Origin of the sequence: Pseudomonas syringae KCTC 12500 (assembly GCF_000507185.2) — a bacterium.
GTDB classification, from domain to species: domain Bacteria; phylum Pseudomonadota; class Gammaproteobacteria; order Pseudomonadales; family Pseudomonadaceae; genus Aquipseudomonas; species Aquipseudomonas syringae.
The window spans coordinates 96,467-121,827 of record NZ_AYTM02000002.1; the positions used below are offsets into that span (position 1 = coordinate 96,467).

Below are 25,361 nucleotides of genomic sequence, written 5' to 3' on the forward strand. Positions count from 1 at the left end.
TTACTCTTGAATGACATCAGCACCCTTGGGAATCTGGAACTGAAACTTGCTGGCTGCGATCGACTCGTTGGCCTTGACCCCGGTGAACAGGATATTGGTGCGCTGACCTACGCTGTCGATCAACTGCATGTCGTTGATGATGCCGTTGCGGAACGACAGACGCAGGCTGTCGAACAGCGTGTCCTTGGTCTTGGGCTTGAGCACGAAATCGATCACGCCACCCGCCTCTTTCGCGGTGATGTCGAAGCTTTCGCTGATCTTCGATACATCACCGGACAGCAGCAAGGCTGGAGTCTGAGTCAGGCGCTGATCGAGCTTCTTGATCGTGACCTGCTCCAGATCAGGGTCCCACAGCGAGACTTTCTTGCCGTCCGAGACCATCAACTGCTCCTGTGGCGCATCGGTATGCCAGTTGAACAAGCCGGGGCGCTGCAGGGCCATTTCGCCGGTGGTTTCCTGCAACTGGGTACCGCCACCGTCCAGCGTCAGCTGCGAGAAGCGGGCGGTCAGGGTCTGGGATTTCTCCAGCAACTGGGTCAGGCGCGCCACGTCCTTGCTGTCGGCATGGGCGGGGATCATGGAGAAGGTCAGTGCAGTGGCCAACAGCATGCGGATAAGGCGCATGGGATTCCTCTTTGAAGTCGATGATGATGCGACAGCGTGGCGTGCACGCCGTCGCCGCAATACGGGGTGATAAAAATCAGTCGCGCACCGGCCCGGGGGCCAGGACTTCGCGCGAACCGTTGGTATTCATGGAGGTCACGACCCCTGCCATTTCCATCGCTTCGATCATGCGCGCTGCGCGGTTATAGCCGATCTTCAACTTGCGCTGTACGGCAGAAATCGAAGCGCGACGGCTTTCCAGCACGAACTTGACGGCCTCATCGTAAAGCGCGTCGCTTTCGCTGTCTTCACTGCCTTCGCCGCCACCGCCATCAAAGCCGCTGCCGGGCTCTTCGACACCGGCGAGAATATCGTCGTTGTAGTCCGGGGAACCTCGCAGCTTCCAGGCTTCTACCACACGATGCACTTCTTCGTCGGAAACGAACGCGCCATGCACACGAATCGGCAGGCTGGTGCCTGGCGGCATGTACAGCATGTCGCCGTGACCCAACAGTTGTTCGGCGCCACCCTGGTCGATGATGGTCCGCGAATCGATCTTGCTCGATACCTGGAATGCCATACGCGTCGGAATGTTGGCCTTGATCAGACCGGTGATCACATCCACCGACGGACGCTGGGTCGCGAGAATCAGGTGGATACCCGCAGCACGCGCTTTCTGGGCGATACGCGCGATCAGCTCTTCGACCTTCTTGCCGACGATCATCATCATGTCGGCGAACTCGTCCACCACCACCACGATGGTCGGCAGCTTGCTCAGCAGCGGCGCTTCGTCATGAATGCTTTCGCGCTTGTACAGCGGATCGGCAAGCGGCTCGCCCGCGTCCTGGGCATCCTTGACCTTCTGGTTGAAGCCGGACAGGTTACGTACACCCATCTTCGCCATCAGCTTGTAGCGACGCTCCATCTCGGCAACGCTCCAGCGCAGGGCGTTGGCGGCGTCCTTCATGTCGGTGACCACCGGACACAACAGGTGCGGAATACCTTCGTAGATGGACAGTTCCAGCATCTTCGGGTCGATCATGATCAGCTTGGCGTCTTCCGGGCCGGACTTGAACAGGATCGAAAGGATCATGGCGTTCACACCCACCGATTTACCGGAACCGGTCGTACCGGCCACCAGCAGGTGGGGCATCTTGGCCAGATCGGTAATCACCGGCTTGCCGCCGATGTCGTGGCCCAGGGCCAAGGTGACAGGCGACTTGGCGTTATCGTATTCGGGAGTCGACAACACCTCGGAGAAGCGCACAATCTGGCGATCTTCGTTGGGGATCTCGATACCGACGGTGGTCTTGCCCGGAATCACCTCGACTACACGAACGCTGGTCACGGCGAGCGAGCGCGCAAGGTCCTTGGCGAGGTTGGAAATGCGGCTAACCTTGACGCCGGCGGCGGGCTGGATCTCGTAGCGGGTAATGACCGGACCGGGGTGGATGGAGTCTACCGAGACCTCCACACCGAATTCCTTGAGCTTGATTTCCAGCAAATGACCGACGGCCGCCAGAGACTCTGGGGAATAGTTGAGCTGCTTCTTCTCTGCCGGGTCGAGGATGGAAATCGGCGGAAGCGTGCCTTCCACTGCACTGTCCACGAACAGCGGGGCCTGCTTTTCCTTCATGACGCGCTTGCTGGGCTCTACAGGCTTTGAAGGCGCTGGCGCGATGACCGCTGGCACGTGCTTTTCGCGCTCGGTCATGTGTTTGCTCAACGACGCTTCACGCTCAACCAGGCGCTCTCTGGCCTTGGCCTGCTCGCGACGATCGGGAGCCACAGGCGCCACTACATCGTTGACGCGCATGTCCACCTCACGCAACTGCGCAACCATCTGCTTGCGCTCGGCGCGGGCAGTCCACCAGCGGTTCGCAGCGCCTTGAAACAGTTCGAACAGGTCGAGGGTGATCTTGCCGGTGACATCCATCACCTTGAACCAGGACAGGTCGGTGAACACGGTCAGTCCGAACAGAAAAAGGGCAATGAACAGTAACGTGCTGCCTTGAATATTCAGCGCTTTCTTGGCCAGATCGCCGAGCACTTCGCCCAGCACACCGCCTGCCGAGCCTGGGAAGCCGGCCGAGAAATGGAAATGGATATGCGCCAGCGCAGCGCCCGCCAGGATCAGGAACACCAGACCGATCAGGCGCCAGGAAAACAGCCAGCCGCTCCATTGCCATGGCTCATGGCGATGGCGAAAGACCTGCCAGGCCTTGATCGCCAGCAACAGCGGGAAGATGTAGGCGAAATAGCCCAGAATCATGAACAGAATATCGGCACAGAAAGCACCTGCACGCCCTGCGGCATTCTGCACCTGTGCCGCATTGCTGCTGGTGTGGCTCCAGCCGGGATCGCTCTGATCGTAGGTCAGCAAGGCCATCATCAGATACAGGCACAGTGCGCCAAAGGCGATCAGGGCCCCTTCCTTGAGCCGGTAGTGCAATTGCTGTCGCCAAAGCGGGACAGCGCTGGGTGCTGGGGTGGATTTCTTCAAAACGCTTTATTTCCTGCGCAATAGCGCGAACATCTCGTTGATTGACCAGAAACGGCTGTCGGACGGCACTGACTGCTCCCGCATGGACAGGGAGTGCAGACAGCGGGAAAGCCTGTCGACAGACGCTTGAATGATAACGCCCAAAACAGGCATTGTACGGTTTTACAGCCACTTGAGTCTGTACGAAAACACACCAGATCCACTTCAGACGGTTCCGCAAGACGGAACACGCTTTCACCTTCACTGACGATGTTCAATTTGAGCATGCATTGCGTTTTGTGACAAAGGCTTATGGCGTGTTTCTGTCAACGGTCTGCAACTTGAGCGGCCACGCGACCGTTGCGAGGCTCACGCCCTACCGCATGCACAAGGTACGCGCCATAATGACAACCGCTTGTGACCACGCCTGTCGCACAGAGTTGCACACACAGACAGGTGCGCCCTCCCCTTCCGCAAAGTTGTGATGCCATGCTGACCTGGTTGACCCGCAACAGCCTCGATTTTCCCCCACTGGAAAAAGCCCTCCGTGAACCCAACGGTCTACTTGCCGCAGGCGGAGACTTGTCGGCCGATCGCCTGATCAGCGCTTATCGACATGGCTGCTTTCCCTGGTTTCAGGACGGTCAGCCGATTCTCTGGTGGTCTCCCGATCCGCGCACCGTGCTGTTTCCTGAAGAACTCCATGTCTCGCGAAGCCTCGGCAAGGTTCTGCGCCAGTCGCGCTATCGGGTCACCTTCGATCAGGATTTTGCCAGCGTGATCAAGGCCTGCGCTGCGCCTCGCAGCTACGCCAACGAAACCTGGATAACCGGCTCGATGCAGGCGGCCTACGTTGAGTTGCACCGCCGTGGCCACGTGCACAGCGTCGAGGTCTGGGATCAGGATGAACTGGTCGGCGGGCTGTACGGCCTGGCAATGGGCCAGCTGTTTTTCGGCGAGTCGATGTTCAGCCGGGCAGACAACGCCTCGAAAGTCGGCTTTGCCACGCTGGTAGAGCATTTGACTGACTGGGGATTTGTGTTGATCGATTGCCAGATGCCCACTCAACATCTGCACAGCTTCGGCGCGCGCGCCATTCCTCGGCAGACTTTCGCCGATTACCTGTCCCGCCATCTGGACCAGCCGACCGACGCCGACTGGTCAGCTAGGCGAGTTTGACAGGCTGGCATACACTCATGGGTAAGGATTCACCATTAGGCGACGACCATGACAGAGCTGGCGAGGCTGAAGTTTTATGCCACTCAACCGCACACGTGCAGTTACCTGCCCGAAGAGCAGGCGACGACCCTGTTTCTGGACCCCAGCCAGCCGATGGATGTACAGGTCTATGCCGACCTGTCGGACATGGGTTTTCGCCGCAGCGGTGATCACCTCTATCGCCCGCACTGCAAGAACTGCAGCGCCTGTGTGCCCGCACGCATTCCGGTGAGCCTCTTCGTCCCCGACCGCCAGCAAAAACGCATTCTGAAACGCAATGCCGACATTCAGGTGCAAAGCGCCAAACCAGTGTTCACTCAAGAATATTTCGATCTTTATCAGCGTTATATTGAACAACGGCACGCTGACGGCGACATGTTCCCGCCAAGTCGCGAGCAATTTTCGACCTTTCTGGTCCGCGACCTGCCCTTTTCGCGCTTTTACGAATTTCGTGTCGATCAACGCCTGTTGGCAGTTGCCGTCACCGACCTGCTGCCCAACGGGCTTTCAGCGGTCTATACGTTCTACGAACCCGATGAAGAACGCCGCAGTCTGGGCCGTTACGCGATTTTGTGGCAGATCGCCGAAGCTGCCAGGCTGCAACTGCAGGCGGTGTACCTCGGCTACTGGATCAAGAACTGCAAAAAGATGAATTACAAGACCCAATATCGCCCCATCGAGCTGCTCACCAATCAAAGATGGGTCACTCTGTATTGAACCCCTTGGCTTAAACTGGTTTTTTCGGGCACAATGCACGCCGCTTTTGCCTGGCGCCACTTGCACCGGGCCACTCATTTGTATACCGAGGGCTTTACTGCATGTCGAAAGAAGACAGCTTCGAAATGGAAGGCACTGTCGTCGACACCCTGCCCAACACCATGTTTCGCGTGGAGTTGGAAAACGGGCACGTCGTAACCGCGCATATCTCCGGCAAGATGCGCAAGAATTACATCCGTATTCTGACCGGTGACAAAGTGCGCGTAGAGCTGACGCCCTATGACCTGAGCAAAGGGCGCATCACCTACCGCGCTCGCTAAACAGGCATTAACGAAAACGCCCGGCATAAGCCGGGCGTTTTTGTATGCCTGTTTTTTACAGTCGATGTCCTCGGCCTGCCCCGCATCCATCAATGATGCGGGGCGAGGCTTCGGCTATCAGGCCATTTCTGCCGTGGTTTCGAAATCGAAGGTGATCTCGCCATCCTTGATATCGATGTGCACCACGCCGCCATGCTCTGACAGTTCGCCGAACAGGATCTCTTCGGCGAGAGGCCGTTTGATCTTGTCCTGAATCAGGCGAGCCATCGGTCTGGCACCCATCGCCGCATCGTAACCACCCTGCGCCAGCCAGCTTCTCGCCGCCTCGGACACTTCGAGCAGTACGCGCTTGTCTTCCAGTTGGGCCTGAAGTTCGGTGAGGAACTTGTCGACCACGCTCTTGATGACTTCGTGGCTGAGGCGACCAAACTGAATGATGGTATCCAGACGGTTGCGGAACTCCGGCGTGAAGCTCTTCTTGATCACTTCCATCGCGTCAGACGAGTGGTCCTGATGCGTGAAACCGATCGAAGCGCGCGCAGCAGACTCGGCCCCGGCGTTGGTAGTCATGATCACGATCACATTGCGGAAATCCGCCTTGCGCCCGTTGTTGTCGGTCAGCGTACCGTGGTCCATCACCTGCAGGAGCAGATTGAAGACTTCCGGGTGTGCCTTTTCGATTTCATCGAGCAACAGCACGCAATGCGGCTGGCGGGTAATGGCCTCGGTCAGCAGACCGCCCTGGTCGAAACCGACGTAGCCCGGAGGCGCACCGATCAGACGGGAAACGGTATGCCGTTCCATGTACTCGGACATGTCGAAACGGATCAACTCGACGCCCAAAGCCTTGGCCAGCTGACGAGCCGCCTCGGTCTTGCCGACGCCCGTAGGACCGGCGAACAGGAACGAACCGACCGGTTTGTCAGGCGACTTGAGGCCTGCACGAGACAGCTTGATCGCCGTCGACAACGAGTCAATGGCCGCATCCTGCCCGAACACCGTGAGCTTGAGATCGCGCTCCAGGTTACGCAGCAGTTCCTTGTCGGAGCTATTGACGTGTTTTGGCGGAATACGCGCGATCTTGGCAACGATGTCTTCAACCTCGGGCACATCGATACGTTTAGCGCGCTTTTCGACCGGCTGCAGACGCTGGTAGGCACCCGCTGCATCAATCACGTCAATGGCCTTGTCAGGCATATGACGGTCGTTGATGTAGCGCGATGCAAGCTCTGCGGCAGCGCGCAGGGCTTCGTCGCTGTATTCGATGCTGTGATGCTGCTCGAAACGGCTTTTCAGGCCACGCAGGATACCGATGGTGTCCTCGACCGAAGGCTCAGACACATCGACTTTCTGGAAGCGACGCGCCAGGGCACGATCCTTCTCGAAAATCCCGCGAAACTCCTGAAAGGTGGTCGAACCGATGCAACGGATCTCGCCGGAAGACAGCAACGGCTTGAGCAGATTGGAAGCATCCATTACCCCGCCGGAAGCTGCGCCAGCACCGATGATCGTGTGGATTTCGTCAATGAACAGGATCGCCTGAGGACGCTTGCGCAGTTCGTTGAGCAACGCCTTGAAGCGCTTCTCGAAATCGCCGCGGTATTTCGTCCCGGCCAGCAACGCACCCAGGTCGAGCGAGTAGACGACGCTATTGGCAAGCAGGTCAGGTACCTGATTGTCGACGATGCGCTTGGCCAGACCTTCAGCGATGGCCGTTTTACCGACACCCGCTTCACCGACCAGCAAAGGGTTGTTCTTGCGACGACGAGCCAGAATCTGTGCCACCCGCTCGACTTCGCTTTCGCGGCCGACCAGTGGATCGATGCGCCCCTGACGTGCCAACTCGTTCAGATTGCTGGCATAGGCATCCAGAGGATTGCCTGAGGAAGATGCTTCACCGCCCTCGTCGTCCTGCATATCCTGTTCACCTTCAGAAGAGTGTTCGCCGTGCCCTGGCACCTTGGAGATACCGTGGGCGATGTAGTTGACGACATCGATCCGGGCCACGCTCTGCTGTTTGAGCAGAAATACGGCCTGGCTTTCCTGCTCACTGAAAATCGCGACCAGCACGTTGGCGCCGGTCACTTCGCGCTTGCCTGAGCTCTGCACGTGGAAGACTGCCCGTTGCAGCACGCGCTGGAACCCGAGCGTCGGTTGTGTCTCGCGGTCCTCGTCATGAACGGGGATCAGCGGAGTGGTGGAGTCGATGAACTCCTGCAGATCATGCTTGAGTTTATCGAGGTTTGCGCCGCAGGCACGCAGGACAGTGGCTGCAGCCTCATTATCCAATAGAGCCAGCAGGAGATGCTCGACCGTCATGAACTCATGACGCTTCGAACGTGCCTCCTTGAAGGCAAGATTGAGGGTGACTTCGAGCTCACGGTTTAACATAGCTTCACCTCATACCCAAGTGGTCGGCGTTTAACCGTCCTTCTCGATCTCACAGAGTAGCGGATGCTGGCTCTCCCTGGCGTATTGATTGACCTGCATTGCCTTGGTCTCGGCGATGTCGCGGGTAAACAATCCGCAGACTGCCCGTCCCTCTGTATGGACGGCCAGCATGACTTTGGTGGCCAGCTCACGATTCAGGTTAAAAAACACCTCGAGTACTTCTACGACGAAATCCATCGGGGTGTAGTCATCGTTGAATAAAACCACCTTGTACATCGGTGGCGCCTGCAGGGCCGGCTTGGCGTCCTGCACCGCAATGCCCGCCGAGTCGTCCTCGTGCGACTGCGGATCATCCTGATTGAATGTTAGTCGAATCTTGCTGAATGCATGCATGGAAAGAAATGTTCGTTTGAGGGCGGATTGAGCAATTTAGTCGCAGTCTGGGCGGTTTTTAAATGCACTGCCACATGACCTTGACTATCAGCTAAACGGTGTTACAAACAATAGAGCCCACATTGGGTAAAAAGGGTCCGCGCAGTCAACCAAAATTTTTTGGGTGAGCAGCGGATTGAAGTGGATGATACTCCTGACGGAGTCCTTTGCAGAGGGAGATGGTAATGATTGAAGGAAAAGTCAAGTGGTTCAACAATGCAAAAGGGTTTGGATTCATAAACGCTGAAGGCAATGACGAGGATCTGTTCGCTCATTTCTCGGCCATCGAAATGGACGGTTACAAAACTCTAAAGGCTGGCCAGAAAGTCAGATTTGAAGTCGCGCAAGGTCCAAAAGGGCTTCATGCGGTAAAAATCAAAGGCTTGGAAGATAAAAAGCTGGATCCGGCAAAAGAAACACATCCGCTGCACCAGCAGGACCACGCTCACGCGGACGCCTGATACTCATGTTGAAAAAGTGATTAGATCTATAGCGGCAGCCATCAGAGCCAGCCGAATCAATAGAAACATGCAATGAGCTTTGCCGGACACGTAAAAAGACAGGGACATTGGTCTGCTTTATATCCGTCACGCTCCACAGGGTGTCGAATTAGCGGTTATTGCACCGCGGATACCCAGACTCCAATCCAGGACGTTCCGTTCGTCTACCCCAAGCCGTCCTGAACAACGAAAATCCGCCCTCACCATCTGCCCCCTCCCCCGCATCAAGGCGCGCCAGGCCCCACATGCCAACCATTCCAGAAAGCTGCCTGGAGGACTGCGCGTTCGACCAACGGCGGATATTCATTTTTCGATAGCTCGCATAGCATTAATGCTTGGTGCCAATGGTTTGATATACTCGCGCCGTGACCGCAGAGTCATCAAGGCCGACCCGTCCGAATTCTGACCCTCGGCCTTCCTTATGCGTCGGGCTGCTACCTGACCCGACAGCTTGACGCTCGACTGATGCACCCAACATCACCGCGAATAAACCTCGACCTGGCTCATGGCCGAACCGTGGGCAAGCGCGCTTAGAATGCGCGTATCGAGATTTTGTGCATGCTCAGCAAAAGAGAGTTAATACGAATGTCCAACCGCTCGAAGATCATCTACACCTTCACCGACGAAGCTCCGGCCCTCGCCACCTACTCCCTGCTGCCTATTATCGAAGCGTTCACGGCAACTTCCGATATCGACGTGGAAACACGCGACATTTCTCTGGCGGGCCGTGTTCTTTCCAGCTTCCCAGAATTGCTTGCCGACAAAAAAGTGCCGGATCATCTCGCCGAGCTGGGCAAACTGGCCACTACGCCAGAGGCCAACATCATCAAGCTGCCTAACATCAGCGCCTCGGTCCCGCAATTGAAGGCGACCATCAAGGAGCTTCAGAATCAGGGCTACAACATTCCTGACTACCCTGAAAACCCTACCACTGACGCGGAAAAAGAAACCCGCGCACGCTACGACAAGACCAAGGGCAGCGCCGTGAACCCTGTTCTGCGCGAAGGCAACTCCGATCGCCGCGCCCCGCTGTCGGTCAAGAACTACGCGCGCAAGCACCCGCACAAGATGGGCGCCTGGTCAGCTGACTCCAAGGCTCACGTTGCACACATGAGCAACGGCGACTTCTACGGCAGCGAAAAAGCTGCCGAGATCGCAGCCGATAACACCGTCAAGATCGAACTCGTCGCCCAGGACGGCACCACCACCGTCCTGAAGGAAAAAACCTCCGTCAAGGCGGGCGAAGTCGTCGACTGCTCGGTCATGAGCGCCAAGGCCCTGCGCAGTTTCATTGCTGCCGAAATCGAAGACGCTCGCAAGCAGGGCGTTCTGTTTTCGGTGCACTTGAAAGCCACCATGATGAAGATCTCCGATCCGATCATGTTTGGCCAGATCGTCGACGAGTTCTACAAGGACGCGCTGACCAAGCACGCCGATACGCTCAAGCAGATCGGCTTCAGCCTGAACAACGGCATCGGCGACCTGTACGAACGCATCACTGCCCTGCCCGCTGACAAGCAGGCAGAAATCAAGGCTGACATCGAAGCGGTCTACGCCGTTCGTCCACAGCTGGCGATGGTCAATTCCGACAAGGGCATCACCAACCTGCACGTGCCGAGCGACGTCATCGTCGACGCCTCGATGCCGGCAATGATTCGTGACTCCGGCAAGATGTGGGGCACAGACGGTCAGTTGCACGATGCCAAGGCGGTCATTCCGGATCGCTGCTACGCCACCATCTATCAGGCAGTCATCGAAGACTGCAAGAAAAATGGCGCATTCGACCCGACCACCATGGGCAGCGTACCGAACGTCGGTCTGATGGCTCAGAAGGCCGAAGAGTATGGCTCCCACGACAAGACGTTCCACATTCAGACCAACGGCGTGGTTCGCGTAACCGACAGCCAGGGCAACCTGCTGATGGAACAGAACGTCGAAGCCGGCGATATCTGGCGCATGTGCCAGGCCAAGGACGCACCGATCCAGGATTGGGTGAAACTGGCCGTCAACCGTGCCCGCGCCAGCAACACCCCGGCTATCTTCTGGCTGGACTCGTCCCGCGCCCACGACAGCGTGATGATCGAGAAAGTGCGCAAGTACCTGGGCGACCATGACACGTCGGGCCTGGATATCCAGATCCTGTCACCTGTCGACGCGATGAAGCTGACCCTGGAACGCACGCGCGCAGGCAAGGACACCATTTCGGTGACCGGCAACGTTCTGCGCGACTACCTGACTGACCTGTTCCCGATCATGGAACTGGGCACCAGCGCGAAGATGCTGTCGATCGTTCCGCTGATGAACGGCGGCGGTCTGTTCGAAACCGGCGCGGGTGGTTCGGCTCCGAAACACGTGCAGCAGTTCGTCGAGGAAAACTTCCTGCGCTGGGATTCGCTGGGCGAATTCCTCGCGCTGGCAGCGTCCCTCGAGCATCTGGGCCATGCCTACAACAATCCGAAAGCGTTGGTTCTGTCCAAGACCCTAGACCAGGCCACTGGCGAGTTCCTGGACCGCAACAAGTCGCCTTCGCGCAAGGTAGGCGGTATCGACAACCGCGGCAGCCACTTCTACCTGACCCTGTTCTGGGCTCAGGCACTGGCTGCTCAGAACGACGATGCAGACCTCAAGGCGCAGTTCGCACCTCTGGCCAAAACCCTGACCGACAACGAAGAAAAAATCGTTGCCGAGCTGAACGCCGTTCAGGGCAAGCCGGTGGATATTGGCGGCTACTACTTCCCTAACCCGGAAGTCACCAGCAAGGCCATGCGCCCGAGCGCCACGCTCAACGCGGCCATCGCCGCGCTGTAAGAGGCAATCCGAGGCGGTGCATAAAAAATGCACCGCCTCACAAAAAAATCCCCGGCCTGTTGTCGGGGATTTTTTTTATCCATGAAAAATTTCAGCCGCCTGTGTAAACCCAGGCGCCAGGGAGATGCTCGCTCAAGCACACCATTTATCCCTTCAGCTTTTCAGTGTGCGCGAAAGAAAGTCGCGAATGTATTCGGCGACCTCAGGCGCGTGTGTTTCCAATGCAAAGTGCCCTGCATCCAGCAGATGCACTTCAGCAGCCGGGACGTCCTTGCGATAAGCATGCGCGCCAGGCGGTATGAACGCAGGATCGTGCTTGCCCCAGACCGCCAGCAAGGGAGGCTGATATTTGCGCAAGTATTCCTGAAACGAGGGGTAAGCCGCTACGTTACTGCGGTAGTCAAGAATCAGGTCAAGCTGGATCTCCTCTGCGCCCGGCCGCGCCATATACATAATGTCGAGGTTGTAGCCATCGGGAGAAAGTTTTTCAGGATTGGCTCCCGTACCGTATTGCCAGTCCCGGATGACTTGCGGTGACAACGAGGCGCGACAGGCTTCGCGATTGGCTGCCGAAGGCTCGCGCCAATAGGCTTGCCACGGGCCCCATTGATCGCTGAATCCTTCCAGGTAGGCGTTGCCGTTCTGACTGATGATTGCAGTAACCTTCTCCGGGTTCGCCGCTGCGAGCCGCAAACCTGTCGGTGCGCCATAGTCGAATAGGTATAACGCGTATTTCTTCAGGCCCAGCGCCTCGGTGAAGCGCTCGATCACCTTGTAAAGGTTTTCGAATGTGTAATCGAACTGCCCGCGCGGTGGAGCCTTGGTATTACCGAATCCAGGCAGGTCGGGAGCGATCAGGCGGTACTGACTCGCCAGCAAGGGCATCAGGTCGCGAAACATGTGGCTGGAACTCGGAAAACCATGAAGCAACAGAAGCACCGGGGCGTCCTTGGCTCCGACTTCGCGATAGAACACATTGACGTCTCCTACCTGCTGAGTGTGAAACGTCACGCGGAAGGCGTCATCAATGTTCATTGCATTTTCCCTGGATAGAGGTTTATTGCTTGCAGAAGCAGCGCTCACCAACGACGCCCCGAGAGCAGAAGCAGCGCCTAACGCTGACACCTGTAAAACCTTGCGCCGACTGACACCGGATGCGGCATTTTCAGCGTCGGCTGAACCGAAATTTTTCATAGAAGTCTGACCGGGCTGGATGAATGTGCAGCCATCCTAATCATTGCTCCTAAAATGCAGAATCACCGCAAAAATCAATTCACCATTTCAAAATCTGAAATGCTGATACGATTTCGCATCTCTCGTGGCAAGCAGGCAGCCTATGGACCGTATTCAGGAAATGACGCTTTTTGCCGCACTTGCCGAGCAAACCAGTTTTGCCGGGGTGGCCCGCCACTTTGGCCTGTCGACCGCTACGGTAACCCGGGCTGTCGCGAGCCTGGAGAGCCGCCTGGGCATCCTTCTGGTGGTGCGCACCACTCGCAATATGCGGCTCACCGAGGCGGGCCAGCGCTTCGCCGCTGATTGCCGTCGATTGCTTGCCGACCTTGATGAGGCTGAAAGCGCGGCAGGCGGCTTGCATGCGTTGCCAGGCGGCCTGCTGACGGTCACCGCACCTCAGATGTTCGGCGCGCTGCATGTCGTGCCCGTAATGACGAGCTTTCTCGAGCGGTTTCCGGCCGTGGACATCCGTGCCATTCTGGTCGACAGGGTAGTGTCCATGCTCGATGAGGGCGTCGACGTGGCGGTCAGGATCGGCACCCTGCCCGATTCGTCTCTTACCGCAATCCCGACAGGTAGCGTGCGGCGCATGGTTTGCGCCTCCCCTGCCTACCTCGAAAAGCATGGAGCCCCGCAGCATCCCGACGATTTGCGACAGCATTCCACAGTTTCAACCACCACCGCCGAACGCTCGCCCCACTGGCTTTTCCGGATCGATGACAAGAATTATTCAGTAGACGTCGCCTCAAGACTCAGTCTGACGTCTTATCAGGCGGCGATCAGCGCAGCGTTACAGGGCTGGGGACTGACCCAGGTGCCGTACTATCAGATACGCGAGCACCTGCAGGAAGGCAGGCTCAAGTGTGTTCTGGAGACGTTCGAAATAATCCCGGAACCGGTTCACGTTGTTTACCTGGAGGGCCGTCGTCGCTCATCCAAAGTGCGAGCCTTTGTGGACTTCTGCGTCAGCGCCCTGAGGCATGATCTGCAGTTCGAGCAACAATAAGCTGTTACGGCTGACTCAATCCCCAGCAAAGAGACCATTATCATGACTTGGCAAGCCCACGTTACCGTCGCCACCATCGTCGAAGATCAAGGCCGCTTTCTGTTCGTCGAAGAAATCAAAGGCGGACGCGCCGTACTCAACCAACCCGCCGGGCACCTCGACCCGAACGAGAGCCTGCAACGCGCTGCAGTGCGTGAAACCCTGGAAGAAACCGGCTGGGACGTCGAATTGACTAGCGTGGTGGGCATCTACCTGTACACCGCACCGAGCAATGGCGTGACCTACCAGCGAATCTGCTTTGCCGCCAAGGCCCTGCGCCACCATCCGGAATATCAACTCGATGAAGGCATCGTCGGCGCAGTCTGGCTGACTCGCGATGAACTGGTAGCCCAGCAGGAGCGCTGGCGCAGCGAGCTGGTATTGCGCTGCCTGGACGACTACCTCGATGGTGAACATTTCAGTCTCGACCTGCTGCGCGACAAGGCGTGAGACTCGACGCCCTCAGCCTGATAGAATCGCGTCCTTTTACAGGTCAGCCGTTGAATCCCCATGCGTGATCCAGCCCCCTCGAACTCAGAAATGAAGCGCGTCATAGTCGGCATGTCCGGCGGCGTGGACTCTTCCGTTTCCGCCGTACTGCTCATGGAGCAGGGTTATCAGGTGGAAGGCTTGTTCATGAAGAACTGGGAAGAAGACGACGGAACGGAATACTGCACCGCCCGCGAAGACCTGGCAGATGCCCAGGCCGTGTGCGACAAGATCGGCATCAAGCTGCACACGGCCAACTTCGCGGCCGAGTACTGGGACAACGTCTTCGAGCACTTCCTTGAAGAGTACAAGGCCGGGCGCACGCCGAACCCGGACATCCTGTGTAACCGCGAAATCAAGTTCAAGGCGTTTCTCGACTACGCACTGATGCTCGGCGCCGACCTTATTGCTACAGGCCATTACGTACGCCGCCGTGATATCGATGGACGTACCGAGCTGCTCAAGGGCCTGGACCCGAACAAGGATCAGAGCTACTTCCTGCACGCCGTTGGCGGCGAGCAGATTGCCCGCACCCTGTTCCCGGTTGGCGAGCTGGAAAAACCGGAAGTGCGCGCCATTGCCGAAAAGCACGGCCTGGCCACTGCCAAGAAGAAGGATTCCACCGGAATCTGCTTCATTGGCGAACGCCGCTTCACTGATTTTCTGCGCCAGTACCTGCCCGCCCAGCCCGGCGAAATCAAGACCACCGAAGGTGAAGTCATCGGTCGTCACAGCGGCCTGATGTACCACACCATCGGCCAGCGCCAGGGTCTGGGCATCGGCGGTCTCAAGGATGCCAGCGATGATCCGTGGTACGTGCTGGTCAAGGACCTGGACAACAACGAACTGATTGTCGGTCAGGGTAACGATCACCCCTGGCTGTTTTCCCGTGCGCTGGTCTCTTCGGAAATCTATTGGGTCAACCCGATCGATCTGAGCAGCCCGCGCAGGCTCACCGCGAAGGTCCGTTATCGTCAGGGCGACCAGCCATGCACGCTGGAAAAAACCGCCGACGGTTATCGCGCCACATTCGATGACCCGCAACGCGCCGTCACTCCCGGCCAGTCTGTGGTGTTCTACGACGGCGAAATCTGTCTGGGCGGCGGCGTGATCGAAATTGCCGAACCCTGGACCAGCAAGGACAAGCGTTGATGAGCCCGACTCAGGAACAACTGATCGCTCTGGGCGGTGTATTCCAGGCCGCCGTGCTCGTCGACCGGATCGCCAAGACCGGTCAGATCAGCGAAGCGGCCCTGGGCTGCATGCTCGGCAGCCTGCTGGTGGTCGATCCCAAGGATACGCTGGACGTCTACGGCGGCGACGATCTCAACCTGCACGAAGGCTATCGCGCCATGGCCAGCGCCCTGGAGCGCGACCCGGCAACCTTGCAACGCGAGCCGTTGCGCTACGCCCTGTCGATGCTCGGCCTCGAGCGTCAGCTGGCCAAGCGCGATGACCTGCTTGAAGTGATCGGCAAACGCATTCCGGTGATTCAGTCACAGGTCGAGCATTTTGGCATCGCCCACGAGAACGTGATTGCCGCGACCGGCGCGCTGTATCAGGACACCCTGAGCACCTTGCGCCAGCGCATTCAGGTACAAGGCGACATGCGTAATCTGCAGCAGCCGAATAATGCCTCGAAGATTCGCGGCATTCTGCTGGCCGGTATTCGCTCTGCCCGCCTGTGGCGGCAAGTTGGCGGTCATCGCTGGCAACTGGTGTTCAGCCGCCGCAAGTTGTTGAAAGAACTTTATCCATTGCTGCACGGCTGACCCGCCGCGCTCCAATGACCTTCACCACCCCTGGCACGACGCTGTCTACGCTGGTCGGCGGACTCCGGTCCGACTGACTTTTCATGTATGATATGCGCCCTTTTCGTCGCCCGACTGTCCGAGAGCATCCCATGCAGCTTTCTTCGCTCACTGCGGTTTCCCCTGTTGATGGCCGCTACGCCGGCAAAACCCAGGCCTTGCGCCCTATTTTCAGCGAATACGGCCTGATCCGTTTCCGCGTGATGGTTGAAGTTCGCTGGCTCCAGCGTCTTGCGGCTCACCCGCAGATCACCGAGGTCCCGGCCTTCTCCGCGCAAGCCAACGCCATCCTGGATACCCTGGCCGAAGACTTCTCCGTGGAGCATGCCGAGCGAGTCAAGGAAATCGAGCGCACCACCAATCATGACGTGAAGGCTGTGGAGTATCTGCTCAAGGAGCAGGCTGCCAAATTGCCAGAGCTGGAAAAGGTCAGCGAGTTCATCCACTTCGCCTGCACCAGCGAAGACATCAACAACCTGTCTCACGCATTGATGCTGCGCGAGGGCCGCGACACTGTCGTGCTGCCGCTGATGCGTCAGATCGCCGACGCTATACGCGAGCTGGCGATTCGCTTCGCAGACGTGCCGATGCTGTCCCGCACCCACGGCCAGCCCGCCTCCCCGACCACACTGGGCAAGGAACTGGCCAACGTCGTCTACCGCCTCGAGCGTCAGATCAGCCAGATCGCGGCAGTCCCGTTGCTCGGCAAGATCAACGGCGCAGTCGGCAACTACAACGCCCACCTCTCTGCCTACGCAGACATCGACTGGGAAGCCAACGCGCGCGCCTTCATCGAAGACGAGCTGGGCCTGGGCTTCAACCCCTACACCACGCAGATCGAACCGCACGACTACATTGCCGAGCTGTTCGATGCTATTGCGCGCTTCAACACCATCCTGATCGACTTCGACCGCGACATCTGGGGCTACATCTCGCTGGGCTATTTCAAGCAGCGCACCATCGCTGGCGAAATCGGCTCCTCGACCATGCCGCACAAGGTCAACCCGATTGACTTCGAAAACTCCGAAGGCAATCTGGGCATCGCCAACGCACTGTTCCAGCACCTGGCGAGCAAGTTGCCTGTGTCTCGCTGGCAGCGTGACCTGACCGACTCCACCGTGCTGCGCAATCTGGGCGTCGGCTTTGCCCACAGCGTCATTGCCTACGAAGCCAGCCTCAAGGGCATCAGCAAGCTGGAACTGAACGAACAGCGCATTGCCGCCGATCTGGACGCATGCTGGGAAGTTCTGGCAGAGCCGATTCAGACTGTCATGCGTCGTTACAACATCGAAAACCCGTACGAAAAACTGAAAGAACTGACACGCGGCAAGGGCATCGGTCCTGAAGCGTTGCAGACTTTCATCGACGGCCTGGACATGCCTGCCGAAGCCAAGGCCGAGCTCAAGAAGCTCACGCCGGCCAATTACATCGGTAACGCAGCCGCTCAGGCCAAGCGCATCTGACACGCAAAAAAATTGCACACGCCCGGCTGTGCCGGGCGTTTTCATTTCAAGGGCTTACACATGAATCCTGATATTCCTCTGCAACTTCTGGGCGGCATCAGTGCTCGCGTTTTCCTGCGTGACTACTGGCAGAAAAAACCGCTGCTGATCCGCCAGGCTCTGCCGGACTTTCAAAGCCCGATCGACGCGGACGAGCTTGCCGGCCTCGCCCTGGAAGAAGAAGTGGAGTCGCGCCTGGTCATCGAAAACGGCGAGCGTCCATGGGAGCTGCGTCGTGGCCCGTTCGCTGAAGACGAGTTCAGCAAGCTGCCCGAGCGCGACTGGACGCTGCTGGTCCAGGCCGTGGACCAATTCGTTCCGGAGGTCAGTGAGCTGCTGGAAAACTTCCGTTTTCTGCCCAGCTGGCGGATTGACGACGTGATGATCAGCTACGCAGCCCCTGGCGGCAGCGTCGGCCCGCATTTCGACAACTATGATGTGTTCCTGCTGCAGGGACATGGCAAACGGCACTGGCAGATCGGCCAGATGTGCGATGCGGAAAGCCCGCTGCTGCAGCATGCCGACCTGCGCATCCTTGCCGAATTCGAGAAGACCGAAGAGTGGACGCTGGAACCGGGCGACATGCTTTATCTGCCGCCACGTCTAGCGCACTGCGGCGTCGCCGTCGACGACTGCCTGACCTACTCGGTCGGTTTCCGGGCGCCAAGCGCTGCCGAAGTCCTGACTCACTTCACCGACTTCCTCAGCCAGTTCATCCCGGATGAAGAGCGCTATACCGATGCTGACGCCCAGCCGGTCAGCGACCCTCATCAGATCCAGCATGACGCGCTCGATCGCCTGAAAACGCTGCTGGCCGAGCACATGAGTGACGAACGCCTGCTGCTGACCTGGTTCGGCCAGTTCATGACCGAGCCGCGCTACCCGGAACTGGTGACCGGCCCTGAGCTGGAAGAACAGGACCTGCTCGACAGCCTCGAGCAGGGCGCGGTGCTGATTCGTAACCCGAGCGCAAGGCTGGCCTGGTCTGAAGTCGATGACGATCTGCTACTGTTTGCCAGTGGCCAGAGCCGTCTGCTACCGGGCAGCCTGCGTGACCTGCTCAAACTGATCTGTGCCGCCGATGCGTTGCACAGCGAAAACCTTGGCCAATGGTTGGCCGATGACGAGGGGCGCAATTTGCTTTGCGAACTCGTAAAACAAGGAAGCCTGGGATTTGCCGATGAATAAAGTCACTGTAGCTGTCGCCCAATGGCAGAAGAACAACGCCGATATCCGGCGCATACGCGATTCGGTATTCATTGCCGAACAATCGGTGCCGCCGGAACTGGAGTGGGATGCCGAAGACGCAGGTGCAGTGCACTTTCTTGCGTACGAAGGTGAATATGCGGTGGGCACTGCCCGACTGCTGCCCGATGGCGAGATCGGCCGCTTGTCAGTCCTGAGAGACTGGCGTGGCCTGAAGGTCGGCGAGGCCCTGTTGGGTGCCGTGATCCATGAAGCTGAACAGCGTGGCCTCAAGCCGCTCAAGCTGAGCGCTCAGGTGCAGGCCGTCGAGTTTTATCAGCGCTTCGGCTTTTCGGTTATCAGCGACGAGTTTCTCGAAGCCGGCCTGCCACACGTTGATATGCTCCGCGAAGCGTGATCAACGCGATTATGTAGGCGCTCACCGCGGCACTACATAATGATCGCCCTGCCCTTTTTCGCTAGACCCTCCCAAGGTCAAACCGAAAAGCGGCAGGGCTTTTTTATGCCTGACCATTCAGCTTGATTGCCTGCAGCCGACACAGTGGCACAATCATGCTTTACGCGCTTACCGCGGAGAATGAACATGTCAGTACGCAACTTGCTCAATGCAGCGCTCACCTCGATGCTGATCGTCTTCAGCGCTCACGTCTTCGCAGCGACCGAAGTCGTCCCGCTCAACTACCGCACCAGTGCCGATCTACTGCCGGTCGCCAAATCCTTTCTGGGGGACGAAGGCACCGTCAGCGCCTACGGCAATCAACTGATCGTGAATGCAGAGTCACGCAAGATCGAAGAACTTCGCGCCTTGATCTCGCAACTCGATACCGCGCCGAAACGCTTGCTGATCAGCGTTGACACCAGCGACAGCGCGACGCGCAACAGCAGCGGCTCGCGAGTGATCGAGTACGGTACCGCCAGCCGTGAAGGCGGCGTGCAACAAGTACAAACCAGCGAAGGAACCCCTGCACTCATTCAGGTTGGCCAGAGCGTGCCACTGACCTCCTCATCCACGGACGCGTACGGATACTCGCGGAGCGACACCGAGTACCGCAATGTAACTCAGGGGTTTTACGTAACGGCCAGCGTGACCGGCGACACGGTTCACCTGAGCATCAGCACCAATCATGACCGCATGAGCCAGGAGCGCCCTGACGCCGTCAAGGTGCAGAGTACCGACAGCCAGGTGAGTGGCAGACTGGGAGAATGGATCACACTGGCGAGCAACAGCAACGAATCCGTCGCTGATCAGAGTGGTCTGGCGCAGCGCTATTCCACCCAGGGCCGTGACGATATGATTTTGCGCGTAAAGGTCGAAACCCTCGAATAGCCTGTATGGGGTGAAAACCCAATACTTACGGGCCTTTTGATGACTGGCCGGTCAACTTTTAACAAATATGTAGTGATTTAAAAAAAGCACTACAAAACGTTTGACGCCCCCCGGAAGTGCGAGGCATGATTGCCTCGCTCCCGCTAATCAGAGGCTTTGCAAAGAGTCTTCGAGTCGCCGCTCTCACACACCCCGCAGAGCCGATTCGTGTCCGCACCGCCCACAAGGCAGTTTGACGAGGTTGCGACTGGAACGAAGTTGTCCCGAGGGACGGAAGCGTAAACGGTAACCCGGCAAGGCCGACGGTGATGCACAACGCCACTGCAGGCCCGACTGTCCACCTGACAGCCTCATGTCCGGACGCCCGCTCTCCCCTCGAGTACATCGTTCACCTGTCGCGACCCACGAACGTGCGGCTTCAAGCAAAGCCCCGGATCAGCGAGCAGCCATCTACCGTGCCTTCGATAAACGAGGCGTTTTGGCGGAGCAGGACTTTCCAACGAGACCTACTTCTAGAGGTTTATCACCATGGCACTGACACGCGAACAACAAATAGCGGCTCTCGAGAAAGACTGGGCTGAAAATCCGCGCTGGAAAAACGTGACCCGTACTTACTCCGCTGCAGATGTGGTCCGCCTGCGCGGCTCGGTTCAACCCGAACACACCTTTGCACGACTGGGTGCAGACAAGCTGTGGAATCTGGTGACCCAGGGTGCCAAACCGTCCTTTCGACCGGACAAGGATTTCGTCAATTGCATGGGTGCCCTCACTGGCGGCCAGGCCGTGCAGCAGGTCAAGGCCGGTATTCAGGCCATCTACCTGTCCGGCTGGCAGGTCGCTGCCGACAACAACTCTGCCGAGTCCATGTACCCGGATCAGTCGCTGTACCCGGTCGACTCGGTGCCGACCGTGGTCAAGCGCATCAACAACTCGTTCCGCCGTGCCGACCAGATCCAGTGGAAAGCCGGCAAGGCGCCGGGCGACGAAGGCTACATCGACTACTTCGCCCCGATCGTGGCAGACGCGGAAGCCGGATTCGGCGGTGTACTCAATGCCTATGAGCTGATGAAAAGCATGATCGAAGCCGGTGCCGCCGGGGTGCACTTCGAAGACCAACTGGCTTCGGTGAAGAAATGTGGCCACATGGGCGGCAAGGTGCTGGTCCCGACTCAGGAAGCCATACAGAAACTGGTCGCAGCACGCCTGGCCGCCGACGTGGCCGGTGTACCGACCATCATACTGGCCCGGACTGACGCCAACGCTGCCGACTTGCTGACATCCGATTGCGATCCATACGACAAGCCATTCGTGACCGGCGAACGGACTCATGAGGGGTTCTATAAAGTTCGTGCCGGCCTCGATCAGGCCATCTCACGTGGCTTGGCGTACGCGCCCTACGCCGATCTGATCTGGTGCGAAACAGCCAGACCAAATCTGGACGAGGCACGCCGCTTCGCCGAAGCGATCAAAAAGGAATACCCGGACCAGTTGCTGTCCTACAACTGCTCGCCGTCCTTCAACTGGAAGAAAAACCTCGACGACGCAACCATTGCCAAATTTCAGCGCGAGCTGTCGGCCATGGGTTACAAGCACCAGTTCATCACCCTGGCAGGCATTCACAACATGTGGCACAGCATGTTCAATCTGGCACACGACTACGCCCGCAATGACATGACCGCCTACGTGAAGCTGCAGGAACAGGAGTTCGCCGACGCTGCCAAGGGCTACACCTTCGTGGCCCACCAGCAGGAAGTGGGTACCGGCTATTTCGATGACATGACGACCGTGATCCAGGGCGGCGTATCGTCGGTAACCGCACTGACCGGCTCCACCGAAGAAGAGCAATTCCACTGATACACCGCGCAACGCGTTGAAAAGACAGGCCGCCCGTAAGGGCGGTCTGTGTTTTGTGTCAGAAGGTGCCGGTATTGATTTCGGACAATATGCAGTTGCCGAGCGAATGCTACAAAAGGCGCACTTTATAAGCAGTACCGTTACCCACTATGCGACGACTACCGCACGCTGAACTATCAAGGCCCCTTCAAATGATATTAATTATCATTCAAATTGCCTTTCCTTACATTTCGTGCACAAGAAACATAATTAATGAAATCCCCGCTGACGCCCGTCTGGCAGGCCCTGCAGCCTCTGTGAAAGGCCGTGGGCAATTAATTCCGTAAATAAATTTGATGTAGAAAATTTACTTGCCAAGTGTTTGCACATAAAATCAATCCGTTGACCGCACTGCGACATTTCGTCACTGCCTCGACTCTTTATCAAGCACAGAGACCTTTGCTCTCTAACAAGGACTGACAGCATGCCCGAATCGACAGGTCTGATTGCCCATAACTGGGGCTTCGCCATTTTCCTTTTGGGTGTTGTCGGCCTTTGCGCCTTCATGCTCGGTCTGTCCAGCCTCCTCGGAAGCAAGGCCTGGGGCCGCAGCAAGAACGAACCTTTCGAATCCGGCATGCTGCCTACCGGCAGTGCGCGCCTGCGTCTCTCCGCAAAATTCTATCTGGTCGCGATGCTTTTCGTGATCTTTGACATTGAAGCCCTCTTTCTCTTTGCCTGGTCTGTGTCCGTCCGCGAAAGCGGCTGGACCGGATTCGTCGAAGCTCTCGTTTTCATAGCAATTCTGTTGGCAGGTCTTGTCTACCTATGGCGGGTTGGCGCTCTTGACTGGGCTCCTGAAGGTCGCCGTAATCGGCAAGCGAAGCTGAAACAATGAGGCTTTGGCGATGCAATATAATCTCACCAGGATCGACCCGGACGCTCCTAACGAGCAGTACCCCATCGGCAAACGGGAAACCGTTTCCGATCCGTTAGAAGATCAAGTCCACAAAAACATCTACATGGGCAAGCTGGAAGACGTGCTGAACGGTGCGGTCAACTGGGGACGTAAAAACTCCCTGTGGCCCTACAACTTCGGCCTGTCGTGCTGCTATGTGGAAATGACCACCGCCTTCACGGCACCCCACGACATCGCCCGCTTTGGTGCCGAAGTCATCCGGGCGTCGCCACGGCAGGCGGATTTCATGGTTATTGCCGGTACCTGCTTCATCAAGATGGCGCCGATCATCCAGCGTCTCTACGAGCAAATGCTCGAACCCAAGTGGGTCATTTCCATGGGTTCGTGTGCCAACTCCGGTGGCATGTACGACATCTACTCAGTGGTCCAGGGGGTGGACAAATTCCTTCCCGTGGATGTCTACGTGCCCGGCTGCCCGCCCCGCCCCGAGGCGTTTCTGCAAGGCTTGATGCTGTTGCAGGAATCCATCGGCAAGGAGCGTCGCCCTCTTTCCTGGGTCGTTGGCGATCAAGGCGTGTATCGCGCCGAGATGCCGTCGCAAAAGGAACAGCGCCGCGAACAGCGTATTCAGGTGACCAACCTGCGCAGCCCCGACGAAGTCTGATCCAGCCCGTTCTTCTTATAAAAAAGACAAGAACCGGGGTTGATTCTGTACGTTGACCGAAGTGATTGAGACCTATGACTGCAGACAACGCTCTGTACATCCCGCCTTACAAGGCTGACGACCAAGATGTCGTCGTTGAACTGAATAACCGTTTTGGTGCCGAGGCTTTCACCGCCCAGCCGACTCGCACCGGCATGCCCGTGCTATGGGTCGAGCGCGCCAGACTGTTTGAAATTCTAACGTTCCTGCGCAACGTGCCCAAGCCCTACTCCATGCTGTATGACCTGCATGGCGTGGACGAGCGACTGCGCACAAACCGTCGTGGTCTGCCCGGCGCAGACTTCACAGTGTTCTATCACCTGCTGTCGATCAAGCGAAACAGCGACGTGATGATCAAGGTAGCGCTTTCCGAAAGCGACTTGAGCGTACCGACGATTACCAGCATCTGGCCCAACGCCAACTGGTACGAGCGTGAAGTCTGGGACATGTTCGGCATCGACTTCCCAGGCCACCCGCACCTGAGCCGCATCATGATGCCGCCGACCTGGGAAGGCCACCCGCTGCGCAAGGACTTCCCTGCCCGTGCAACGGAATTCGATCCGTACAGCCTGACCCTCGCCAAACAGCAACTGGAAGAAGAAGCCGCACGCTTCCGTCCGGAAGACTGGGGCATGAAACGCTCTGGTGCCAACGAGGACTACATGTTCCTCAACCTGGGGCCGAACCACCCTTCTGCTCACGGTGCGTTCCGTATCATTCTGCAACTGGACGGCGAAGAAATCGTCGATTGCGTTCCGGACATCGGCTACCACCACCGTGGTGCCGAGAAAATGGCCGAGCGCCAGTCCTGGCACAGCTTCATTCCCTACACCGACCGTATCGATTACCTGGGCGGGGTGATGAACAACCTGCCTTATGTGCTCTCGGTCGAGAAGCTGGCAGGCATCAAGGTGCCGGAAAAGGTCGACGTCATCCGCATCATGATGGCCGAGTTCTTCCGAATCACCAGTCATCTGCTGTTCCTGGGTACCTACATTCAGGACGTGGGCGCCATGACACCGGTGTTCTTCACGTTCACCGACCGCCAGAAAGCCTACACCGTGATCGAAGCGATTACCGGCTTCCGTCTGCACCCTGCCTGGTACCGCATCGGCGGGGTCGCTCACGACCTGCCGCGTGGCTGGGAAAAACTGGTCAAGGACTTCGTCGACTGGCTGCCCAAGCGTCTCGATGAATACACCAAGGCTGCGCTGCAGAACAGCATCCTCAAGGGTCGTACCGTCGGCGTTGCCGCCTACAACACCAAGGAAGCCCTCGAATGGGGCGTCACCGGTGCAGGCCTGCGCTCCACCGGTTGCGACTTCGACCTGCGCAAGGCTCGCCCTTACTCGGGTTACGAGAACTTCGAATTCGAAGTGCCGCTGGCCGCCAATGGCGATGCCTATGACCGCTGTATGGTCCGCGTCGAAGAGATGCGCCAGAGCATCAAGATCATCGACCAGTGCATGCGCAACATGCCGGAAGGCCCGTACAAGGCGGATCACCCGCTGACCACGCCGCCGCCGAAAGAGCGCACCCTGCAGCACATCGAAACCCTGATCACGCACTTCCTGCAGGTTTCGTGGGGCCCGGTCATGCCGGCCAACGAATCCTTCCAGATGATCGAAGCGACCAAGGGTATCAACAGCTATTACCTGACGAGCGACGGCGGCACCATGAGCTACCGTACCCGGATCCGCACCCCGAGTTACCCGCACCTGCAGCAGATCCCTTCGGTGATCAAAGGCAGCATGGTCGCGGACTTGATCGCGTACCTGGGTAGTATCGATTTCGTTATGGCCGACGTGGACCGCTAAGC

At 58.0% G+C, this 25,361-nt stretch carries 23 protein-coding genes; 18 read left to right on the top strand and 5 right to left on the bottom strand.

Going from position 1 to position 25,361, the window contains the following annotated elements:
• Positions 1 to 624 (bottom strand): outer membrane lipoprotein periplasmic chaperone LolA, encoded by a 624-nt coding sequence (gene lolA / locus V476_RS00930; protein WP_003371767.1) that lies wholly within the window; start codon positions 622 to 624, stop codon positions 1 to 3.
• A gap of 76 nt (positions 625 to 700) precedes the next feature.
• The gene (gene ftsK / locus V476_RS00935; protein ID WP_003426138.1) at positions 701 to 3,106 is read right to left on the bottom strand and encodes a DNA translocase FtsK; all 2,406 of its coding nucleotides are present in this window, start codon (positions 3,104 to 3,106) and stop codon (positions 701 to 703) included.
• A gap of 468 nt (positions 3,107 to 3,574) precedes the next feature.
• Between ftsK and aat the strand changes: the two genes are divergently transcribed.
• The 3 genes from aat (at position 3,575) to infA (ending at position 5,340) form a co-directional block, all read left to right on the top strand.
• Positions 3,575 to 4,264, top strand: a complete 690-nt coding sequence (gene aat, locus V476_RS00940) for a leucyl/phenylalanyl-tRNA--protein transferase (protein ID WP_024961190.1) — start codon at positions 3,575 to 3,577, stop codon at positions 4,262 to 4,264.
• 48 nt (positions 4,265 to 4,312) lie between these two features.
• Positions 4,313 to 5,020, top strand: coding sequence for an arginyltransferase (locus V476_RS00945; RefSeq protein ID WP_024961189.1), 708 nt, complete (start codon positions 4,313 to 4,315; stop codon positions 5,018 to 5,020).
• 101 nt (positions 5,021 to 5,121) lie between these two features.
• A complete protein-coding gene (gene infA, locus V476_RS00950; RefSeq protein ID WP_002553999.1) occupies positions 5,122 to 5,340 on the top strand; it encodes a translation initiation factor IF-1 in 219 nt (72 codons plus the stop codon).
• Positions 5,341 to 5,457: 117 nt separating this feature from the next.
• Here infA and clpA read toward each other — a convergent pair whose 3' ends face one another.
• Both clpA and clpS read right to left on the bottom strand, forming a co-directional pair.
• Complete coding sequence (clpA, locus tag V476_RS00955; protein WP_024961188.1) at positions 5,458 to 7,731, bottom strand: ATP-dependent Clp protease ATP-binding subunit ClpA; 2,274 nt, start codon at positions 7,729 to 7,731, stop codon at positions 5,458 to 5,460.
• 30 nt (positions 7,732 to 7,761) lie between these two features.
• Positions 7,762 to 8,124, bottom strand: coding sequence for an ATP-dependent Clp protease adapter ClpS (gene clpS, locus V476_RS00960; RefSeq protein ID WP_003317955.1), 363 nt, complete (start codon positions 8,122 to 8,124; stop codon positions 7,762 to 7,764).
• A 224-nt stretch (positions 8,125 to 8,348) separates the two neighbouring features.
• On the opposite strand from clpS, the gene cspD reads away from it, so the two are divergent.
• A complete protein-coding gene (gene cspD, locus V476_RS00965) occupies positions 8,349 to 8,624 on the top strand; it encodes a cold shock domain-containing protein CspD (protein ID WP_003317956.1) in 276 nt (91 codons plus the stop codon).
• A gap of 624 nt (positions 8,625 to 9,248) precedes the next feature.
• Positions 9,249 to 11,471 (top strand): NADP-dependent isocitrate dehydrogenase, encoded by a 2,223-nt coding sequence (locus tag V476_RS00970; RefSeq protein ID WP_024961187.1) that lies wholly within the window; start codon positions 9,249 to 9,251, stop codon positions 11,469 to 11,471.
• Positions 11,472 to 11,624: 153 nt separating this feature from the next.
• On the opposite strand, the gene V476_RS00975 is transcribed toward V476_RS00970, so the two are convergent.
• Positions 11,625 to 12,506 carry an alpha/beta fold hydrolase gene (locus V476_RS00975; protein ID WP_024961186.1) on the bottom strand — a complete coding sequence of 294 codons (882 nt, stop codon included), beginning with the start codon at positions 12,504 to 12,506 and terminating at the stop codon, positions 11,625 to 11,627.
• Here V476_RS00975 and V476_RS27850 point away from each other — a divergent pair.
• The 13 genes from V476_RS27850 to nuoC all read left to right on the top strand — a co-directional run bounded on the left by V476_RS27850 (position 12,499) and on the right by nuoC (position 25,359).
• Positions 12,499 to 12,675, top strand: coding sequence for a hypothetical protein (locus V476_RS27850; protein WP_154232070.1), 177 nt, complete (start codon positions 12,499 to 12,501; stop codon positions 12,673 to 12,675). The two genes, V476_RS00975 and V476_RS27850, sit on opposite strands and share 8 nt — an antisense overlap.
• A 132-nt stretch (positions 12,676 to 12,807) precedes the next feature.
• Complete coding sequence (locus tag V476_RS00980; RefSeq protein ID WP_017278765.1) at positions 12,808 to 13,713, top strand: LysR family transcriptional regulator; 906 nt, start codon at positions 12,808 to 12,810, stop codon at positions 13,711 to 13,713.
• Between the two features lie 42 nt (positions 13,714 to 13,755).
• Complete coding sequence (locus V476_RS00985) at positions 13,756 to 14,202, top strand: NUDIX hydrolase (RefSeq protein WP_003317959.1); 447 nt, start codon at positions 13,756 to 13,758, stop codon at positions 14,200 to 14,202.
• 60 nt (positions 14,203 to 14,262) lie between these two features.
• Complete coding sequence (gene mnmA / locus V476_RS00990; RefSeq protein WP_024649772.1) at positions 14,263 to 15,393, top strand: tRNA 2-thiouridine(34) synthase MnmA; 1,131 nt, start codon at positions 14,263 to 14,265, stop codon at positions 15,391 to 15,393.
• Complete coding sequence (gene hflD, locus V476_RS00995) at positions 15,393 to 16,013, top strand: high frequency lysogenization protein HflD (RefSeq protein ID WP_003395695.1); 621 nt, start codon at positions 15,393 to 15,395, stop codon at positions 16,011 to 16,013. Before mnmA ends, hflD begins: the two co-directional genes overlap by 1 nt.
• Before the next feature lie 131 nt (positions 16,014 to 16,144).
• Positions 16,145 to 17,515 (top strand): adenylosuccinate lyase, encoded by a 1,371-nt coding sequence (gene purB, locus V476_RS01000; RefSeq protein ID WP_003395694.1) that lies wholly within the window; start codon positions 16,145 to 16,147, stop codon positions 17,513 to 17,515.
• A gap of 60 nt (positions 17,516 to 17,575) precedes the next feature.
• Entirely contained in the window at positions 17,576 to 18,742 is a 1,167-nt protein-coding gene (locus tag V476_RS01005; RefSeq protein WP_003395693.1) for a ribosomal protein uL16 3-hydroxylase, read from the top strand.
• The gene (locus V476_RS01010) at positions 18,735 to 19,157 is read left to right on the top strand and encodes a GNAT family N-acetyltransferase (protein WP_003317965.1); all 423 of its coding nucleotides are present in this window, start codon (positions 18,735 to 18,737) and stop codon (positions 19,155 to 19,157) included. The genes V476_RS01005 and V476_RS01010 overlap by 8 nt, the downstream gene beginning before the upstream one ends.
• Before the next feature lie 186 nt (positions 19,158 to 19,343).
• A complete protein-coding gene (locus V476_RS01015; protein ID WP_003426111.1) occupies positions 19,344 to 20,087 on the top strand; it encodes a secretin N-terminal domain-containing protein in 744 nt (247 codons plus the stop codon).
• Positions 20,088 to 20,615: 528 nt separating this feature from the next.
• On the top strand, positions 20,616 to 21,941 hold the full coding sequence (aceA, locus tag V476_RS01020) for an isocitrate lyase (protein WP_024961185.1): 1,326 nt from the start codon (positions 20,616 to 20,618) through the stop codon (positions 21,939 to 21,941).
• 463 nt (positions 21,942 to 22,404) lie between these two features.
• Complete coding sequence (locus V476_RS01025) at positions 22,405 to 22,818, top strand: NADH-quinone oxidoreductase subunit A (RefSeq protein ID WP_002554011.1); 414 nt, start codon at positions 22,405 to 22,407, stop codon at positions 22,816 to 22,818.
• 10 nt (positions 22,819 to 22,828) lie between these two features.
• Positions 22,829 to 23,503 carry a NuoB/complex I 20 kDa subunit family protein gene (locus V476_RS01030; RefSeq protein ID WP_002554012.1) on the top strand — a complete coding sequence of 225 codons (675 nt, stop codon included), beginning with the start codon at positions 22,829 to 22,831 and terminating at the stop codon, positions 23,501 to 23,503.
• A 74-nt stretch (positions 23,504 to 23,577) separates the two neighbouring features.
• On the top strand, positions 23,578 to 25,359 hold the full coding sequence (nuoC, locus tag V476_RS01035) for an NADH-quinone oxidoreductase subunit C/D (RefSeq protein WP_024961184.1): 1,782 nt from the start codon (positions 23,578 to 23,580) through the stop codon (positions 25,357 to 25,359).
• Positions 25,360 to 25,361: the final 2 nt, after the last annotated feature.

Bases quoted from the DNA above. Each gene is read 5' to 3' on its own strand.
- lolA (WP_003371767.1), bottom strand. From the start codon at position 624: ATGCGCCTTATCCGCATGCTGTTGGCCACTGCACTGACCTTCTCCATG.
- aat (WP_024961190.1), top strand. From the start codon at position 3,575: ATGCTGACCTGGTTGACCCGCAACAGCCTCGATTTTCCCCCACTGGAA.
- V476_RS00945 (WP_024961189.1), top strand. From the start codon at position 4,313: ATGACAGAGCTGGCGAGGCTGAAGTTTTATGCCACTCAACCGCACACG.
- infA (WP_002553999.1), top strand. From the start codon at position 5,122: ATGTCGAAAGAAGACAGCTTCGAAATGGAAGGCACTGTCGTCGACACC.
- clpA (WP_024961188.1), bottom strand. From the start codon at position 7,731: ATGTTAAACCGTGAGCTCGAAGTCACCCTCAATCTTGCCTTCAAGGAG.
- clpS (WP_003317955.1), bottom strand. From the start codon at position 8,124: ATGCATGCATTCAGCAAGATTCGACTAACATTCAATCAGGATGATCCG.
- cspD (WP_003317956.1), top strand. From the start codon at position 8,349: ATGATTGAAGGAAAAGTCAAGTGGTTCAACAATGCAAAAGGGTTTGGA.
- V476_RS00970 (WP_024961187.1), top strand. From the start codon at position 9,249: ATGTCCAACCGCTCGAAGATCATCTACACCTTCACCGACGAAGCTCCG.
- V476_RS27850 (WP_154232070.1), top strand. From the start codon at position 12,499: ATGTTCATTGCATTTTCCCTGGATAGAGGTTTATTGCTTGCAGAAGCA.
- V476_RS00975 (WP_024961186.1), bottom strand. From the start codon at position 12,506: ATGAACATTGATGACGCCTTCCGCGTGACGTTTCACACTCAGCAGGTA.
- V476_RS00980 (WP_017278765.1), top strand. From the start codon at position 12,808: ATGGACCGTATTCAGGAAATGACGCTTTTTGCCGCACTTGCCGAGCAA.
- V476_RS00985 (WP_003317959.1), top strand. From the start codon at position 13,756: ATGACTTGGCAAGCCCACGTTACCGTCGCCACCATCGTCGAAGATCAA.
- mnmA (WP_024649772.1), top strand. From the start codon at position 14,263: ATGCGTGATCCAGCCCCCTCGAACTCAGAAATGAAGCGCGTCATAGTC.
- hflD (WP_003395695.1), top strand. From the start codon at position 15,393: ATGAGCCCGACTCAGGAACAACTGATCGCTCTGGGCGGTGTATTCCAG.
- purB (WP_003395694.1), top strand. From the start codon at position 16,145: ATGCAGCTTTCTTCGCTCACTGCGGTTTCCCCTGTTGATGGCCGCTAC.
- V476_RS01005 (WP_003395693.1), top strand. From the start codon at position 17,576: ATGAATCCTGATATTCCTCTGCAACTTCTGGGCGGCATCAGTGCTCGC.
- V476_RS01010 (WP_003317965.1), top strand. From the start codon at position 18,735: ATGAATAAAGTCACTGTAGCTGTCGCCCAATGGCAGAAGAACAACGCC.
- V476_RS01015 (WP_003426111.1), top strand. From the start codon at position 19,344: ATGTCAGTACGCAACTTGCTCAATGCAGCGCTCACCTCGATGCTGATC.
- aceA (WP_024961185.1), top strand. From the start codon at position 20,616: ATGGCACTGACACGCGAACAACAAATAGCGGCTCTCGAGAAAGACTGG.
- V476_RS01025 (WP_002554011.1), top strand. From the start codon at position 22,405: ATGCCCGAATCGACAGGTCTGATTGCCCATAACTGGGGCTTCGCCATT.
- V476_RS01030 (WP_002554012.1), top strand. From the start codon at position 22,829: ATGCAATATAATCTCACCAGGATCGACCCGGACGCTCCTAACGAGCAG.
- nuoC (WP_024961184.1), top strand. From the start codon at position 23,578: ATGACTGCAGACAACGCTCTGTACATCCCGCCTTACAAGGCTGACGAC.